A 15,446-nucleotide genomic window follows, 5' to 3' on the forward strand; every position below is an offset into this window, starting at 1 on the left:
GCGCTCGGCATACCCGTCACAGAGACCGTGGGATAAGTCTGTCCAGGGAAAGGGGTACCTCGGCCATCAGCCGATTTGTGCAACAGAGTCCCTGCCCGCAAGCTGTGCGATGACGGGCAGATGTTCGGCCTGCATCAGCGTCACCGCCTTTTTGCCCGCCGAGGCGTGGTCACCAGCCAAGCCTGCATCGGTCACAATGGCCGCGTTAACGACGCGCATCACCCCATAGCGTTCACCGCGCAGCCCGATCCAGTCCAGCCGGCCCGGCTGTGCGTGACGCGCCATCATCTCGGCAAGATGGCCTTTCAAGCGATCTCTTCGACGATGGACAGTTCGCGCTGTGATGCGCCTTTGGCAAAGCCTAGTGCCTCTTGGTAGGCATCCGAATAGTAGCAGTCATGCGCGGCTTGCAGGCTGGGAAAACGGGCGACGACGTTGCGGGGCCGGTCGGGGCCTTCGAGTTGTTCATGCTTGCCACCACGGGCAAGAAATACGCCGCCGTGATCGGCAATGGCACCTGTCGCGCGCTTGGCGTATTCACCATAGGCGGCTTCGTCTGTGACGGTCACGTGGGCAATCCAAAGGGCTGTCATTTCAGGTTCTCCAATAGCGTTTTCGCGGCCGCAATCGCCGCATCTGCGTTGGCGGTGGACGCACCGCCGCCCTGTGCCATGTCAGCGCGACCACCGCCGCCCTTGCCGCCCAGTTCCGGCGTGACGGCGCGCAGGATATCCACGGCCGACACGCGGTCGGTCATGTCGCTGGTCACGCCAACGGCCACGGCGGCCTTGTCGCCCGTATCGGCGATCAGCACGACAACGCCGCTGCCCATGGCCGATTTCATTTCGTCAATCAGCGCGGGCAGGTCTTTGCCTGTGACCCCGGCCAACACCTGCGCCTGAAAGGCAACGCCGTTGATGACCGCAGCTGGTCCGGCTGTCTTGGCGCCGCCACCCATGGCCAGTTCGCGGCGCAGCTGTGCGACCTCGTTGGCCAGCGCCTTGCGTTCGTCCAGCAAGGTCTTGACCCGGTCCACGACTTCGGCTGCGGGCGCTTTGAGCGTCGCTGCGGTTTGGGTCAGCCGCGCATCCTGGGCGCGCAGATGGTCAAGTGCGGCCTGCCCGGTCAGCGCCTCGATCCGGCGGACGCCCGCGCTTGACGCGCTATCGCCCAAGACCACAAAGGTCCCGATTTCGCCCAACTGGCGCACATGGGTGCCGCCGCACAGTTCGAGCGAATAGGTGTTGCCAGCGGCACCCTTGCCCGAGCCCGGTTGCAGGCCCATCGACACAACGCGGACTTCGTCGCCGTATTTTTCGCCAAAAAGCGCTTGCGCACCCATCGCGCGGGCATCATCCGGCGTCATGATCCGGGTTTCGACGCGTGCGTTTTGGCGGATCACGGCGTTCACGTCCTGTTCAATCCGGGCCAATTCATCCGGCGACAGGGGTTTGCCATGGCTGAAGTCAAAGCGCAGCCTGTCGGGCGCATTCAGCGACCCACGCTGCGCGATATGATCGCCCAATGTTTCGCGCAGGGCTTCGTTCAGCAGGTGCGTGGCCGAGTGGTTGGCCTGAATGTGCGCCCGCCGGATCGGATCGACCGACAGCTCGGCACCTTGGCCGGTGCGGATCGTGCCGTGGGTGACTTTGGCAACATGCACGAAAAGACCGACCACTTTTTTGGTGTCCATGATCCGGGCTGTGCCGGTTTCCGTTTTCAGCAGGCCCGCATCGCCGACCTGACCACCGGATTCGGCGTAAAACGGCGTTTGGTTCAGCACGATTTGCACGGTATCATCCGCTTCGGCCACGGTGGCGCCATCGACGACGAGCGCGGCAATCTGCCCTTCGGCGTTCAGTGTATCATAGCCTAGAAAATCGGTGGTGCCGCTGGCGTCAGCGATATCGAACCAGACCGCCGCATCCGCCGCAGCACCGATCCCGGACCACGCCGCACGCGCCTTGGCTTTTTGTTCGGCCATTGCGGCATCAAAGCCTGCGGTATCGACGCTGCGCCCCTGTTCGCGCAGGGCGTCCTGGGTCAGATCAAGTGGGAAACCGAAGGTGTCGTATAGTTTGAACGCAGCCGCGCCCGGCAATTCGGCCCCTTCGGGCAGGCGGATCAATTCGTCATCAAGCAGCTTGAGGCCGCGATCAAGGGTCTGCTTGAACCGCACCTCTTCGTTGCGCAGCGTTTCTTCGATCAGGCGCTGGCCCTGGCCCAATTCAGGATAGGCCGCGCCCATTTGCTGCACCAACGCGGGAACCAGACGGTGCATGACCGGATCCTTGGCGCCCAGCAGATGGGCGTGGCGCATCGCGCGCCGCATGATCCGCCGCAGGACATAACCGCGCCCTTCATTGGACGGTAGCACGCCTTCGGCAATCAGAAATGACGTCGAACGCAGGTGGTCGGCAATGACCCGGTGATGGGTATTTCCGTCGCCGTCCGGGTCGGTCGCGGTGACCTGCGCGGAGGCTTCGATCAGGGCGCGCATCACGTCGGTGTCATAGTTGTCATGCTTGCCCTGCAACAGCGCGCCGATCCGTTCCAAACCCATACCGGTATCAATCGACTGCATGCCAAGCGGTTTCATCGTGCCATCGGCGTACTGTTCGTTCTGCATGAACACGATGTTCCAAATCTCGATAAAGCGGTCGCCATCTTCTTGGGCGGAGCCCGGAGGGCCGCCCCAGATGTGATCGCCGTGATCGTAGAAAATCTCGGTGCAGGGGCCGCAGGGGCCGGTTGGGCCCATCCGCCAAAAGTTGTCATCGGTCGGGATGCGGATGATTTTGTCATCGCTGAAGCCCGCGACGTTCTTCCATATCGCTGCCGCCTCGTCATCGGTGTGGTAGACGGTGACCAGCAAGCGGTTCTTGTCGATCCCGAACTCTTTGGTCAGCAGGTCCCATGCATATTGGATCGCTTCGGCCTTGAAATAGTTGCCGAAACTGAAGTTGCCCAGCATTTCGAAAAACGTGTGATGCCGCGCGGTATAGCCGACGTTATCAAGGTCGTTATGCTTGCCACCCGCGCGCACGCATTTCTGGCTGGACGTCGCGCGGGCGTAATCGCGCGTTTCAATCCCCGTGAAAAGATTTTTGAACTGCACCATGCCAGAGTTGGTAAACATCAACGTGGGGTCGTTGCGCGGCACCAATGGGCCGGACGGCACCACCTCGTGCCCATTTTTGGCGTAAAAGTTCAGAAAAGTTGAACGGATATCAGCAAGGCTGGTCATGGCGGGCTTTCATAGATGCGGTCAGTCGTGCGAAGAAATAGCCCCGCACCCCGTCACTGTCCACTCTGCAACGCAAAAGGGCGCTGCAATTGCAGCGCCCTTTGTTGTTCGGCAGGTTTATCGGTGATCACATATCGACTAGATCGCCACCGTCATCATCAGGACCGCCAGTTACCAGATCGAAATCCAGCCCATGCGCCGCCCTGATCTTATCCTCGATCTCGAGCGCGATCTTTGGGTTTTCCTTGAGGAATGTCTTGGAGTTTTCACGCCCCTGGCCCATCCGCTCGTCTCCGTAGCTGAACCAGGCGCCCGATTTTTCAACGATGCCAGCTTTCACGCCAAGGTCCAACATTTCGCCGGTCTTTGAAATACCTTCGCCATACATGATGTCAAATTCCACCTGCTTGAATGGCGGCGCCACCTTGTTTTTCACGACTTTGACGCGTGTTGCATTGCCGACGACCTCGTCGCGGTCCTTGATCGCACCGATGCGGCGGATATCCAGCCGCACGGAAGCGTAGAATTTCAAGGCGTTACCGCCGGTGGTCGTTTCTGGCGAGCCGAACATGACGCCGATCTTCATCCGAATTTGGTTGATGAAAATCACCATACAGCCCGAACGGTTGATCGAGCCGGTCAATTTGCGCATGGCCTGCGACATCAGGCGCGCATGCACGCCAACGCTGCTGTCGCCCATATCGCCTTCGAGTTCGGACTTGGGGGTCAGGGCCGCAACCGAGTCGACCACGACAAGCGCCACAGCACCCGAGCGCACCAAAGTATCAACGATTTCCAACGCCTGTTCGCCGGTGTCGGGCTGCGAAATCAGCAGTTCGTCCAGATTCACGCCAAGTTTCTTGGCATATTGCGGGTCCAAGGCATGTTCGGCGTCAACAAAGGCGCAAACGCCGCCTTTTTTCTGTTCTTCGGCAATCACATGCAGGGTCAGCGTGGTTTTGCCGGACGATTCGGGGCCATAAATCTCGACGACGCGGCCTTTGGGCAGGCCACCGATGCCCAGTGCAATGTCCAGACCAAGGGAGCCGGTCGATGTCGCCTCGATGGCGGGCATCTGATTCTGACCGCCGAGCTTCATGATTGACCCCTTGCCGAACTGACGTTCGATCTGGGCCAGCGCGCTTTCCAGCGCCTTTTCTTTGTCCGCGGTTTTTTTGTCAGTCATTTTGAGGAGATCTGCCGTTGCCATGTTTCGCGTCCTTATTTCACACGCCCGCACGGGCGGCAATTACTGCTTTGTTCTTATTGTGTTCTCATCGTTAATGAGATCAAAACCAGAACATTGCAACTAAAATTTTATGTACTCACCATGACGCAGCAGTGGTTAAAGTTTCGTTTATGGCCTAGAGACTGGGGATGGCAGACGAAAGGCATCCACCAAATGCTTGTTTTCTGGAAAGAAAATCTGGTTTTACTTGCGGTTCCCAAAACCGGATCGACCGCGTTGGAGGGGGCGTTGGCGCCGCGCGCGTCGATCGTGCTGCGCGATCCGCCACAACTGAAACATGCGCCGTGCTATCGCTACAAGCGATTCCTGCGACCGTTCTTTGTGCAGGCCGGTGGGCAAACCCCAGAGTTGATGGCGGTCGTGCGTCATCCGATTGACTGGCTGGGCAGTTGGTACCGATACCGCACGCGCCCCGATCTGGACGGCCATGAACACAGCACGCGCAGCGTCAGTTTTGATGATTTCGTGCTGGAATATTGCAAGGGTCAGCCCGCGCCGTTTGCCGCCGTTGGGTCACAGGCGAAATTTCTGCTGATCGGTGAGGACGAGCTGGGTGTGGAGCATTTGTTCCAATACGAGGCCCAGCCCGCGATCATCGGCTATCTTGAAACCCGTCTGGATATGTCCATCAGCCTGAAACAAAAGAATGTTTCGCCAGCGATGGACCTGACGCTGTCGCCAGACGTCGCCCAAAGATTGCGCCAGAAACGCGCCCGTGAGTTCGCGGTCTGGGAGATGGGTCAGCGATAGCCGCGCCAGTTATCGCGTGCTGAGGGTGCGGGCGACCGCGTCTTTCCAACCGGCATAGCGGCGGTCACGGGTAGCACTTTCCATGTGCGGCTCAAACCGCCGGTCCAGCGCCCAACGCGCGGCAAACCCGGCCTGATCGGGATAAACCCCGGATTTCATCCCTGCCAGCCATGCCACACCAAGCGCTGTGGTCTCAAGGAGATGTGGCCGGTCCACGGGCGCGCCTATAATATCGGACAGGAATTGCATCGACCAGTCTGACGCGCTCATCCCGCCATCAACCCGCAAAACATCATTTGCATCAGAGGCTTGCCAGTCATTTTTCATAGCCTCCAGCAGATCGCGGGTCTGAAAGCCGACGCTTTCCAATGCGGCGCGGGCGAACTCTGCGGGGCCGGAATTACGGGTCAGGCCGTAGATGGCGCCGCGCGCGCCAGGGTCCCAATACGGCGCGCCAAGGCCCGTGAAGGCGGGCACCATATACAGCTCCTGGCCCGGATCGGCGGCCTGCGCGAGCGGTTGGGTTTCCTTGGCGTCACCGATGATACCAAGCCCGTCACGCAGCCATTGTACCACGGCGCCCGCGACAAAGATCGACCCTTCCAGCGCGTAGGTCGGTTTGCCGTCGAACTGATACGCGATGGTCCCGAGCAGTCGGTTCCGGCTTTCGACGAGCGTGTCGCCGGTATTGAGGAGGGCAAAGCAGCCTGTGCCATAGGTCGATTTCAGCATGCCAGGCGCAAAACAGGCCTGTCCGATGGTCGCGGCCTGCTGGTCGCCCGCGACGCCGAGAATTGGCAGTGGGGCGCCGAACAGATCGGGGTGCGTCGTGCCATAATCGGCGGCGCAGTCGCGCACGTCGGGCAGCATCGACAATGGGATACCAAGCCGCTGGCAGATTGTCGTGCTCCACCGGCCTTTGCGGATGTCGTAAAGCATCGTGCGTGCGGCATTGGTCGCATCGGTCGCGTGAACCTTGCCGCCGGTCAGGTGCCAGATCAGGTAGCTGTCGACGGTGCCGAACAACAGCTCGCCCGCGGCGGCACGGGCCTGCGCGCCGGGCACGGCGTTGAGGATGTAATGCACCTTGGTGCCCGAAAAGTAGGGATCGGCCAGCAGACCTGTCCGATAGGTAATCTCGGGGGCAAAGCCATCGCGGCGCAGGTCTTCGCAGAAACGGGCGGTGCGCCGGTCCTGCCAGACGATGGCGTTATGGATCGGTGCGCCGGTCTTGCGGTCCCACACCAGTGTCGTTTCGCGCTGATTGGTGATGCCGATGGCGGCCACGTCGCCGGCGGTGATGCCCGCCTTTTCAATGGCGGCACGGCAGGTGGACACGACCGATGACCAGATATCGCCGGGGTCATGTTCGACCCAGCCGGACTGTGGAAAATGTTGTAGGAATTCCTTTTGGGCGGTCGCCTTGATGCGCATATCCGCGTCAAAGATGATCGCACGGCTGGATGTGGTGCCTTGGTCGATGGCAAGGATATAGGTCATGGGCCCCCCGGTTTTTTGTCAGACTACTTGTGTTTGCGCACCACGCTCAACCCGCCATATAGGTATCAAGCGCGGCAATCTGCGCAGGGGTCAGGCGCAGCGCCCACGCCTGTGTCAGGAACGGGCAGGACGTTTGCAGATTCATGACCAGCTTGTCGCTGTCAGCGACCTTGGAATCACCACCGGGGTCAGTTTTTCCAAGGCGTTTTCAGCCAATTTGCGGCAGGTCGTGATGCCGCCGCCAATTATGAAAATGTCAAAGTCCGTTTGCATCATTACACCGTATCTGGCCCGTGGCAGAAGCGTCGCGTCATCGGGACAAGCCCTGCCCCTGTTGATGTTCGTGGCGTCTGGGGCGCACATAAAGCGAATGTATATTCATCCATATATTGAGATATTAAATCTTGCTGATGGTTCGTTATTAACGCGCGCCACACCCTGTTGACCGATGATCTGGGTGTGACGGTGCAGACGATCCGCCGTGATCTGCGGCGGTTATTTGCTTGCCATCGCACGGTTCAAGGTCGATTTCGCGGTCATCGGTAAATCGGTGATTGATCTTGGTGGGGATCTTTTGGATTTCGACGCCGCGCGGGTTCTGGTCGCGGACGGCACGCAATTCACCCGAACGACGCCTGTCAGGATCGCTTCATTGGCGCAGGTTGATGATTTTGTGATGGATCGCATCCCGTCAGAGAAGCTGATCGACAGATGCGCCGATTGGGGAACGCAGCTATACTGGGTTTGATCCCTTGAACCCAGTTGCCACGACGAATTTTTCCGAACTGTCCGAGCGCGACGCAGGTGGTTTGACGTTCGCCACCTTGGTGAACCGGGATTTGAGCAGTTTCTGCAAATCACCCTCGGCGCCACCAGCCAGCACTTTGGCGACAAATGTGCCGCCTTCTTCCAAGACGTCAAAGGCAAAATACGCTGCGGCCTCGCACAGGGCGATGATGCGCATGTGATCGGTCTGTTTGTGGCCAGACGCAGAGGCGGCCATGTCCGACATCACCACATCAGCCTTGCCGTTCAGCCAGGCAACCACCTGTTTGTCGGCGTCGTCTTCCATAAAGTCGAGCTGGTGAATTTCAGCGCCTGCGATCGGTTCCACCTCTTGCAGGTCAACCCCCAGAATGTAGCCCTGCGGCTTGCCGCGCCGTTCACCAAGCGCGTTCACGCGCGGGACCGCGACCTGACACCAGCCACCCGGCGCGCAACCAAGGTCAACCACACGGGCGCCGGGCACCAGAAAGCGATACTTTTCATCGAGTTCCAGAATTTTATACGCGGCCCGGCCACGGTATCCGTCGGCCTTGGCGCGTTTTACATAGGGGTCGTTCAACTGCCGCTGCAACCACATGGTCGAGCTGAGCTTGCGACCGCGGGCGGTCTTGACCTTGACGGTCAGATCACGTTGTCCACGTCCGGATGTGTTTTTTGTCGGTTTATTAGCCATACCTATGCCTTACAGCTAAAACGGCGTGTCTTCCAAGACCCCATCAGCCGACATCTGTGCATAAAGCAAGCCTTCGCGCAGGCCACGGTCCGCCACAGACAGACGATCCGTGGGCCACAGCCGCATCAGCGCCTGCAAAATCGCCGAGCCCGACATGATCAACGCCTGCCGATCCTTGCCAATGCGCGGATCGGCGCGCCTGCCTGCGGGACCAAGTGACAGGTAGTCGCGAATGACGGCATCAATCTGATCGGTGGTCATGCGCAGCCCGTCAACTTTGGTCCGGTCATAGCGTTTGAGGCCCAGATAACTGGCCGCGACGGTGGTCACGGTGCCGCTGGTGCCGATGATCTGGAACCCTTCGCGCGCCTGAGCTGCGGCATAGGGGGAAAACTCCGCGAGGTTTTCTTCGAAAAACCAGCTCATCAAGGCAAAGCGTGCGGCGTCGTCTTCGACGTCCATAAACTGATCCCGCAGCGTGGCCACGCCAAGCGGGACCGATATCCAGTCCACGACCTTGGCTGCGGCAAAGGGACCGGGATCGGCGCGGAAGCCCGCGTGCAGGCGCATGATCGCACGGGGCCGTTCGCGCTTGGGCACATGTGTCAGGTCAATCCAGACCAATTCGGTCGAGCCACCGCCGATATCAACCACCAGCAGCTGTTCGGTGTTCATGCTGACCAATGGCGCACAGGAAATCACCGCAAGGCGTGCTTCTTCTTCGGGCTTGATGATTTCCAGATCCAGCCCGGTTTCGCGCCGGACCTGTGCAATAAAATTGTCGCCATTCAGCGCGCGGCGGCACGCCTCGGTTGCGACAAGGCGCATCCGCTGCACACCATGGCGTTTCAGCTTTTCGCGGCAAATCCGCATGGCCGAAATCGTCCGGTTCATCGACGCGCGCGAAAGCCTGCCCGTGCTTTCGAGGCCTTGCCCCAATTGCACAGATTTCGAGAAACTGTCGACCACATGAAACTGGCTGCCCTTGGGTTGGGCAATCAGCATCCGGCAGCTATTTGTACCCAAATCCAACGCTGCATAAAGCGTCGCCGGATCAGGCCGTGTTGGCGCGGGGCTATCGACCGCTTTGGGGAACGCGCCCGCACCGTTGGGACGCTTGGGCGCCATTTGTTACGCCCTCCATTTCGAGTTATCCCCAAGCTAGGCTGGGACGGGCCGCCACGCAAGCCCAGTGATTGGCTTCGTGAATATGCCGCATCTTGGACATGAGGATTATGAGGGCTGTCGGCACTGGTCGGCGCCGGCTTGTCGGGTTAGGCCGACACCGTCGCTCTGGGCGTCCGTCATGTCGAAAATCGACATTGGGCGCGCGATCCGAGTGGTAGAACCGATGCAACATCAGTCGAGGGGGAATCATATGCCCGACGTCACCATCGTTTACTGGCGCGATATCCCCGCGCAGATCATTGTCGGCCGCGGTCGCAAAGGCACCAAGCTGCCGTTGCCCGAACGGTTCGAGCAAGCGATTGACCGCGCCGCGATGAAATCCGGTGCGGCGGAATCAGATGATTACATGTCCGGGTTTCGCAAGGCGGCCCCCTACCCCGCTGACGGAACCGATGCCGAGGCTGCCGCGACCGCCGCTGCCCGGATTGATGCCGAATACGACCAAGACCGTATCAAGACCCTTATCGCAAACGACGGCTGGAATTGAAAAAACCTGCCCTCATTCCCAATCGCATCTCGGAGGTCGTTATGTCCCTGCTCCCGTTTCTGAAGCGCAAAGAGGCCGAAACTCCGGGTGTGAACCCCGATGTCGAGGCATTTTTGCAGGATTATTCCATCGAGGTGATGCCGCGTACCGCAGAGAAGGTCGAAAATTTTCGTGACCTGCTGCCTGCGGGCACCCGTGTCTATATCGCCCATATCGAGGGCACACTGATCGAAGACATGATGGCAACCGCCAAGCGGCTTGCGACCGATGGTTACAAGGTGATGCCGCATTTCCCCGCGCGGATCATTCAAGACAAGGCAATGCTGGCCGATTGGATCGCCCGCTATCAAGGCGAAGCAGGCGTCGATCAGGGGCTGCTGCTGGCCGGTGGCGTTGCCAAGCCGCATGGCGATTTTCACAGTTCCATGCAGTTGATGGAGACCGGGCTTTTTCGTGATTTCAAGCGCCTTCATGTGGCGGGCCACCCCGAAGGCAACCGCGACATCGACACCGATGGCACGGACAAGATAGTCATGGATGCACTGCGTTGGAAGCAGACATTCAGCGAAACGAGCGACGCGCAGATGGCGCTTGCCACGCAGTTCGCATTCGAGGCGGGACCGATCATCGCGTGGGCCGACCGTCTGCGCGATGCCGGTATCACGATCCCGATCCATATCGGCATTGCCGGGCCTGCCAAGCTACAGACCCTGATCAAATTCGCCATCGCATGTGGGGTTGGGCCATCGCTGAAAGTGCTGCAGAAGCGGGCGATGGACGTGACCAAGCTGCTGCTGCCGTACGAGCCGACCGAGGTGCTGGCCGAACTGGCGGCGCACAAGGCGGCAAATCCCGACTTCAATATCACCCATGTGCATTTCTTCCCGCTGGGCGGAATCAAAGCGAATGCCAATTGGGCCATCGCGCAGGGCGGTGCTTCTGCTGTTCCTGCCTCTCAAGTTTAAGGACTTTTTATGACCCGCACGATTGTCGAATCCAAAACCAAAACAGCGATCATCGGCTTTGACCAGCCGTTTTGTGTGATCGGAGAGCGGATCAACCCGACCGGCCGCAAGATTTTGGCCGCCGAGCTGGAGCGCGGCGATTTCAGCCGTGTCGAGGCGGATGCCATCGCCCAGGCCGCCGCCGGGGCCAATATTCTGGATATCAACTCTGGCGCCGTTTTCACCAATATGATGGCCCAAGATCCGCGCTATGCCGATAACAACTTTGTCGAGCCGCCGTTGATGAAGGCGCTGATCGAACGGGTGCAGGCCGTTGTCGATACCCCGCTTTGCATCGACAGTTCGGTTCCCGGCGCGCTTGAGGCCGGACTGGCCGCGTGCGAGGGCCGCCCGCTGCTGAATTCCGTCACCGGCGAGGAAGAGCGGCTGGAACTGGTGCTCCCGCTGGTCAAGAAATACAACGTGCCTGTCGTCGCAATTTCAAACGATGACACGGGGATTTCCGAGGACCCCGACGTGCGCTTTGCCGTGGCCAAAAAGATCGTCGAACGGGCCGCCGATTTTGGCATTCCGGCCCATGATATCGTGGTTGACCCGCTGGTGATGCCAATCGGAGCGATGGGGACTGCGGGGTTGCAGGTTTTCACTCTGGTGCGGCGTCTGCGCGAAGAGCTGGGTGTGAACACGACCTGCGGCGCGTCAAACATCAGCTTTGGCCTGCCCAATCGCCATGGGATCAACAACGCCTTTTTGCCCATGGCAATGACGGCAGGCATGACATCGGCGATCATGAACCCGATCGCCCTGCCCGTCGCCGCCAAGAAGATCGAAGAAAGAATGGCCGAACTGGCCGCTGCCGGGATCATCATACCCGAGGGCATGGATCTGGAGCTTTTCTGCCATCTGACCGGTTTAGGGTCGACCAAAGCACGGGCCGGGTCAGAAATGGAGGCCATTCGCGCGGCCAACTTTTTGACGAACAATGACCCGTCGGGGGGCGAGTGGATTAAATTCAACCGCGCGCCCGTCAAAGAAGGCGAAGGCCGCGCCCGTACCGGGCGCCGCCGGCGGGATTAGGTTTTGACGCGCCGCGCCAGACCGCGCAGCGCGCTGCCCAAGACCGTGACGTCACCGCCGACACCCAAAAACGTCACGCCTTGGGTGGCGTAGCGGGCAAAGCGGGTTTCATCGAAGGTAATGATGCCCGCGATTTTACCCGCAGCCAATGTGCGCGCGATCAGGTGATCAATGGCCTTGTCCACCTCTGGGTGGTCGGGCTGGCCGGGGTAGCCCATGTCCGCCGACAGATCAGCCGGACCGACAAACACGCCGTCCACGCCTTTGGTTGCGGCAATGGCGTCGATGTTTGTGACGGCGGCAGCACTTTCGGCCTGCACCAGAAAACACATCTGCGCGTTGGCGGTGTGGGGGTAATCTGCAATCGCGCCATAACCAGAGGCCCGCGCAAGTGCCGCCCCCATCCCGCGTATTCCATCGGGCGGATAGCGCATGGCGCGTGCCATTTCGGCGGCTTTGGCGGCATTGTCCACCATCGGCACCAGAACGGTCTGTACACCGAGATCAAGCGCTTGTTTGACCATCCAAACCTCGGCGCTGGCGGTGCGGATGACGACAGCTGTGCCGGTCCCCGCAAGGGCCTGCACTTGGGACAGCATTTGCGGCACGGTATTGGGCCCATGTTCGCCGTCGATCAGGCACCAGTCGAACCCGGCACCACCCGCGAGTTCAGCCACGACCGGGGACGCCGTTGCCAGCCACAGCCCATGCTGGAGCTTACCCGCCTGCAGCGCCGTCTTGAGTTTATTTTCAGGGGTTTTCATCGGTAATACAACGACTGGCCGTTGTGAAATACCTGCACCTTGGCCGCGTCCGCCGTGAGCCGCACGGTATTACCACGCAGGCCGGTATGAATACCCGGCAGTTTGCCGATGACCGCATTATGGTCGCCAACGCGTTCAAAATACAGCAGCGTCACTTCACCCAACGCTTCGGTAAAGTTCACCTTGCCTTCGAAAATAAAGCGTTCGCCTGTGGTTTCCACCAGATCCTCGGGGCGGACGCCGATATTGACCTGCAACCCCTTATCGGCGGCATTGGTCCCGACAGCGGACACCGCGATGCCGCCGCCGTCGAGTTTTATCGTCGTTCGTTCGCCGGTTTCGATAATCTTGCCGGGCAGGATATTCATCGCAGGCGAGCCGATGAATTGCGCGACAAATTCATTCTCGGGCCGCTCGTAGAGTTCAAGCGGGGTGCCGACCTGCGCGATGCCCTTGTCGGCCAGCACGACGATGCGGGTCGCCAGTGTCATGGCCTCTACCTGATCGTGGGTCACGTAGATCATCGTGCTGTCGGGCATTGATTCCTTGAGTTGGGCAATCTCGATCCGGGTGGCGACGCGCAGGGCCGCATCAAGGTTCGACAGGGGTTCGTCAAACAAATACACTTTTGGGTCGCGCACGATCGACCGGCCAATCGCGACACGCTGGCGTTGCCCGCCCGACAGGGCCTTGGGCAGCCGGTCAAGGTAATCTTCCAATTGCAGGATCCTGGCCACACGGTCGACGGCCTCTGTGATCTCTGCGGGGGTTTTCTTGGCCAGTTTCAGCGCAAAGCTCATGTTGTCGCGCACGGTCATATGCGGATAAAGCGCGTAGGACTGAAACACCATGGCGATGCCGCGCTGGGCGGGGGGTACGCCGTTGACGACCTGCCCGTCGATTTGCAGCTCGCCGCCTGTGATCTTTTCCAAACCCGCGATCATCCGCAACAGCGTTGATTTCCCGCAGCCCGAGGGACCGACGAAAACGATCAGCTCACCGGTTTTGATGTCCAGATTGATGTTCTTCAGCACATCCACCTTGCCGCCATAGGTTTTGGCAACATTGGTCAGTTTCAGATCAGCCATATCTATCGGTCCCCAATTCGTTTCATGTCTTCAAGGCAAGGCAAACCTGCCAAGGCCCCAGATGCAATCGTCCGTCCGCAGAAACATGCGCACTGCCCAGTCCGGCACCAATCGGTGTCCACGCACCCGCGGGCAGGTCAAAATCAGAGGGTGTTTCACTGACGTTGAACGCGCAGAATATCGTCTGGTCGCCGTCAGTCCGTGTGAAGAACACGACGTCGCCGGTGGCGCGCAGCCCATCATGATCCCCGACGGCAAGGGCGCGGTGGCTGTGGCGAAACGCAATCGCCTTGCGGTAGTGGTGCAGCAGCGCACCCGGTTCGTCCTCTTGCGCGGCGACGGCCAGATGCAGATGTTCAGAGGCGACAGGCAGCCATGGTTGCCCATCGGAAAAGCCGCCGTTTTGATTGCTTGGCTCCCAGACCATCGGCGTGCGGCAGCCATCGCGGCCTTTGAATTCGGGCCAGAATTCGATGCCGTAGGGGTCTTGGAGGTCTTCGAAGGCGACGTCTGCTTCGGGCAGGCCCAGCTCTTCGCCTTGATAGATGCAGACAGATCCGCGCAGGCACATGATCAGTGTCGCAAACAACCGCTGGGCTGCGGGGGGCAGGTTCCAGCGCGAGGCGTGGCGCATCACGTCGTGATTGGAAAACGCCCAGCAGGCCCAGCCATCTGCGGCGACGGCATCGACCTTGGTCATCACATCGACGATCCGCTGGGCGGTCGGTTGATCCTTGGCCAGAAACTCGAACGCATAGCACATCTGCATCAGATCGTCGCCCGCAGTGTACTGGCCCATGATTTCCAGCCCGCGTTGCGCATCGCCCACCTCGCCCACGGCGGCGGCGCCGAATGGTTCCATGACGGCACGCAGCCGCGCGAGGAATTTGACATTGTCGGGGTGGTTTTTGTCGTACAAATGTTCCTGATGGTTATACGGGTTCACCGAAGGCGCGATCGTCGCGTTGCGCATTTCGGGCGGCAGCGCGGGATTGTCGCGCAGTTCCGCGTCGTGCATATAAAAGTTGATCGTATCAAGCCGAAACCCGTCGCAGCCCAGGTTCAGCCAGAACCGCGCCACGTCCAGCAAGGCATCCTGCACTGCGGGTTCGTGAAAATTGAGGTCCGGTTGCGAGACAAGGAAGTTGTGCAGATAGTATTGTTCGCGCCGCGCATCCCAATGCCACGCCGACCCGCCGAAGATCGACAGCCAGTTGTTGGGCGGCGTGCCATCAGGTTTCGGGTCCGCCCATACATACCAATTGGCCTTGTCGTTGGTCCGGTCGGCCCGGCTTTGCGCAAACCACGGGTGCGCGTCGCTGGTGTGACTGAGCACCAGATCAATCATCACCCGGATACCCAAGCGGTGCGCTGTTTCGACCACCGCATCAAAGTCGGCCAGTGATCCAAACATCGGGTCAACGTCGCAATAATCCGAGACATCGTAGCCAAAGTCCTTCATCGGCGACGTAAAGAACGGCGAAATCCAGATCGCGTCAACGCCAAGCGACGTGATATAAGGCAGCCGCTGCACGATGCCGCGCAGGTCGCCAATACCGTCACCATTACTGTCCTGATAGCTGCGCGGATAGATCTGATAGATCACCGCACCGCGCCACCAATCATTGTCTATTGCGACATCACGCGCAGGGCTTATCGCCAGATTCATCAA

15 protein-coding genes are annotated in these 15,446 nt (G+C 59.9%); 5 read left to right on the top strand and 10 right to left on the bottom strand.

What is annotated here, in order from left to right; genetic code table 11:
* Window positions 1–66: 66 nt before the first annotated feature.
* The 4 genes from QZ196_RS09165 to recA form a co-directional block, all read right to left on the bottom strand.
* On the bottom strand, window positions 67–309 hold the full coding sequence (locus tag QZ196_RS09165; protein WP_296425705.1) for a hypothetical protein: 243 nt from the start codon (window positions 307–309) through the stop codon (window positions 67–69).
* Complete coding sequence (locus QZ196_RS09170; protein ID WP_296425706.1) at window positions 306–593, bottom strand: DUF1330 domain-containing protein; 288 nt, start codon at window positions 591–593, stop codon at window positions 306–308. Before QZ196_RS09170 ends, QZ196_RS09165 begins: the two co-directional genes overlap by 4 nt.
* A complete protein-coding gene (gene alaS / locus QZ196_RS09175; RefSeq protein WP_296425708.1) occupies window positions 590–3,247 on the bottom strand; it encodes an alanine--tRNA ligase in 2,658 nt (885 codons plus the stop codon). Before alaS ends, QZ196_RS09170 begins: the two co-directional genes overlap by 4 nt.
* Window positions 3,248–3,374: 127 nt before the next feature.
* Window positions 3,375–4,457, bottom strand: a complete 1,083-nt coding sequence (recA, locus tag QZ196_RS09180) for a recombinase RecA (protein WP_296425710.1) — start codon at window positions 4,455–4,457, stop codon at window positions 3,375–3,377.
* 192 nt (window positions 4,458–4,649) lie between these two features.
* On the opposite strand from recA, the gene QZ196_RS09185 reads away from it, so the two are divergent.
* Entirely contained in the window at window positions 4,650–5,246 is a 597-nt protein-coding gene (locus QZ196_RS09185) for a gamma-glutamyl kinase (RefSeq protein ID WP_296425712.1), read from the top strand.
* Between the two features lie 9 nt (window positions 5,247–5,255).
* Here QZ196_RS09185 and glpK read toward each other — a convergent pair whose 3' ends face one another.
* Window positions 5,256–6,746 (bottom strand): glycerol kinase GlpK, encoded by a 1,491-nt coding sequence (glpK, locus tag QZ196_RS09190; protein ID WP_296425713.1) that lies wholly within the window; start codon window positions 6,744–6,746, stop codon window positions 5,256–5,258.
* A gap of 499 nt (window positions 6,747–7,245) precedes the next feature.
* Here glpK and QZ196_RS09195 point away from each other — a divergent pair, with 499 nt between their 5' ends.
* Window positions 7,246–7,494 carry a hypothetical protein gene (locus QZ196_RS09195; protein WP_296425715.1) on the top strand — a complete coding sequence of 83 codons (249 nt, stop codon included), beginning with the start codon at window positions 7,246–7,248 and terminating at the stop codon, window positions 7,492–7,494.
* Here the strand turns inward: QZ196_RS09195 and QZ196_RS09200 are convergent.
* Window positions 7,480–8,205: an RlmE family RNA methyltransferase gene (locus QZ196_RS09200; RefSeq protein ID WP_296425717.1), complete on the bottom strand. Its 726-nt coding sequence runs from the start codon at window positions 8,203–8,205 to the stop codon at window positions 7,480–7,482. The genes QZ196_RS09195 and QZ196_RS09200 overlap by 15 nt on opposite strands.
* A gap of 15 nt (window positions 8,206–8,220) precedes the next feature.
* A complete protein-coding gene (locus QZ196_RS09205; RefSeq protein ID WP_296425719.1) occupies window positions 8,221–9,333 on the bottom strand; it encodes a Ppx/GppA phosphatase family protein in 1,113 nt (370 codons plus the stop codon).
* A gap of 250 nt (window positions 9,334–9,583) precedes the next feature.
* On the opposite strand from QZ196_RS09205, the gene QZ196_RS09210 reads away from it, so the two are divergent.
* From QZ196_RS09210 to QZ196_RS09220, 3 genes are read left to right on the top strand one after another with little or no spacing between them, the layout of a single operon-like run.
* On the top strand, window positions 9,584–9,880 hold the full coding sequence (locus QZ196_RS09210) for a virulence factor (protein ID WP_296425721.1): 297 nt from the start codon (window positions 9,584–9,586) through the stop codon (window positions 9,878–9,880).
* A 41-nt stretch (window positions 9,881–9,921) separates the two neighbouring features.
* Window positions 9,922–10,845: a methylenetetrahydrofolate reductase gene (locus tag QZ196_RS09215; RefSeq protein ID WP_296425722.1), complete on the top strand. Its 924-nt coding sequence runs from the start codon at window positions 9,922–9,924 to the stop codon at window positions 10,843–10,845.
* A gap of 9 nt (window positions 10,846–10,854) precedes the next feature.
* A complete protein-coding gene (locus QZ196_RS09220) occupies window positions 10,855–11,922 on the top strand; it encodes a dihydropteroate synthase (protein WP_296425726.1) in 1,068 nt (355 codons plus the stop codon).
* Here the strand turns inward: QZ196_RS09220 and QZ196_RS09225 are convergent.
* Genes QZ196_RS09225 through QZ196_RS09235 form a run of 3 tightly spaced genes read right to left on the bottom strand, consistent with a single transcriptional unit; the run spans window position 11,919 to window position 15,443 of the window.
* On the bottom strand, window positions 11,919–12,686 hold the full coding sequence (locus tag QZ196_RS09225) for an HpcH/HpaI aldolase/citrate lyase family protein (RefSeq protein WP_296425728.1): 768 nt from the start codon (window positions 12,684–12,686) through the stop codon (window positions 11,919–11,921). The two genes, QZ196_RS09220 and QZ196_RS09225, sit on opposite strands and share 4 nt — an antisense overlap.
* The gene (gene ugpC / locus QZ196_RS09230) at window positions 12,683–13,774 is read right to left on the bottom strand and encodes a sn-glycerol-3-phosphate ABC transporter ATP-binding protein UgpC (protein WP_296425730.1); all 1,092 of its coding nucleotides are present in this window, start codon (window positions 13,772–13,774) and stop codon (window positions 12,683–12,685) included. The genes QZ196_RS09225 and ugpC overlap by 4 nt, the downstream gene beginning before the upstream one ends.
* Window positions 13,775–13,796: 22 nt before the next feature.
* Window positions 13,797–15,443: an alpha-glucosidase gene (locus QZ196_RS09235; protein ID WP_296425732.1), complete on the bottom strand. Its 1,647-nt coding sequence runs from the start codon at window positions 15,441–15,443 to the stop codon at window positions 13,797–13,799.
* Between the last annotated feature and the right edge of the window lie 3 nt (window positions 15,444–15,446).

The organism is Yoonia sp. (assembly GCF_017854565.1).
Classification (GTDB): domain Bacteria; phylum Pseudomonadota; class Alphaproteobacteria; order Rhodobacterales; family Rhodobacteraceae; genus Yoonia.

What these genes read in the sequence shown, in the direction of transcription:
- QZ196_RS09185 (WP_296425712.1), top strand. Translation starts at nt 4,650, where the DNA reads ATGCTTGTTTTCTGGAAAGAAAATCTGGTTTTACTTGCGGTTCCCAAA.
- QZ196_RS09220 (WP_296425726.1), top strand. Translation starts at nt 10,855, where the DNA reads ATGACCCGCACGATTGTCGAATCCAAAACCAAAACAGCGATCATCGGC.
- QZ196_RS09200 (WP_296425717.1), bottom strand. Translation starts at nt 8,205, where the DNA reads ATGGCTAATAAACCGACAAAAAACACATCCGGACGTGGACAACGTGAT.
- alaS (WP_296425708.1), bottom strand. Translation starts at nt 3,247, where the DNA reads ATGACCAGCCTTGCTGATATCCGTTCAACTTTTCTGAACTTTTACGCC.
- QZ196_RS09205 (WP_296425719.1), bottom strand. Translation starts at nt 9,333, where the DNA reads ATGGCGCCCAAGCGTCCCAACGGTGCGGGCGCGTTCCCCAAAGCGGTC.
- QZ196_RS09235 (WP_296425732.1), bottom strand. Translation starts at nt 15,443, where the DNA reads ATGAATCTGGCGATAAGCCCTGCGCGTGATGTCGCAATAGACAATGAT.
- QZ196_RS09225 (WP_296425728.1), bottom strand. Translation starts at nt 12,686, where the DNA reads ATGAAAACCCCTGAAAATAAACTCAAGACGGCGCTGCAGGCGGGTAAG.
- QZ196_RS09210 (WP_296425721.1), top strand. Translation starts at nt 9,584, where the DNA reads ATGCCCGACGTCACCATCGTTTACTGGCGCGATATCCCCGCGCAGATC.
- glpK (WP_296425713.1), bottom strand. Translation starts at nt 6,746, where the DNA reads ATGACCTATATCCTTGCCATCGACCAAGGCACCACATCCAGCCGTGCG.
- QZ196_RS09215 (WP_296425722.1), top strand. Translation starts at nt 9,922, where the DNA reads ATGTCCCTGCTCCCGTTTCTGAAGCGCAAAGAGGCCGAAACTCCGGGT.
- ugpC (WP_296425730.1), bottom strand. Translation starts at nt 13,774, where the DNA reads ATGGCTGATCTGAAACTGACCAATGTTGCCAAAACCTATGGCGGCAAG.
- recA (WP_296425710.1), bottom strand. Translation starts at nt 4,457, where the DNA reads ATGGCAACGGCAGATCTCCTCAAAATGACTGACAAAAAAACCGCGGAC.
- QZ196_RS09170 (WP_296425706.1), bottom strand. Translation starts at nt 593, where the DNA reads ATGACAGCCCTTTGGATTGCCCACGTGACCGTCACAGACGAAGCCGCC.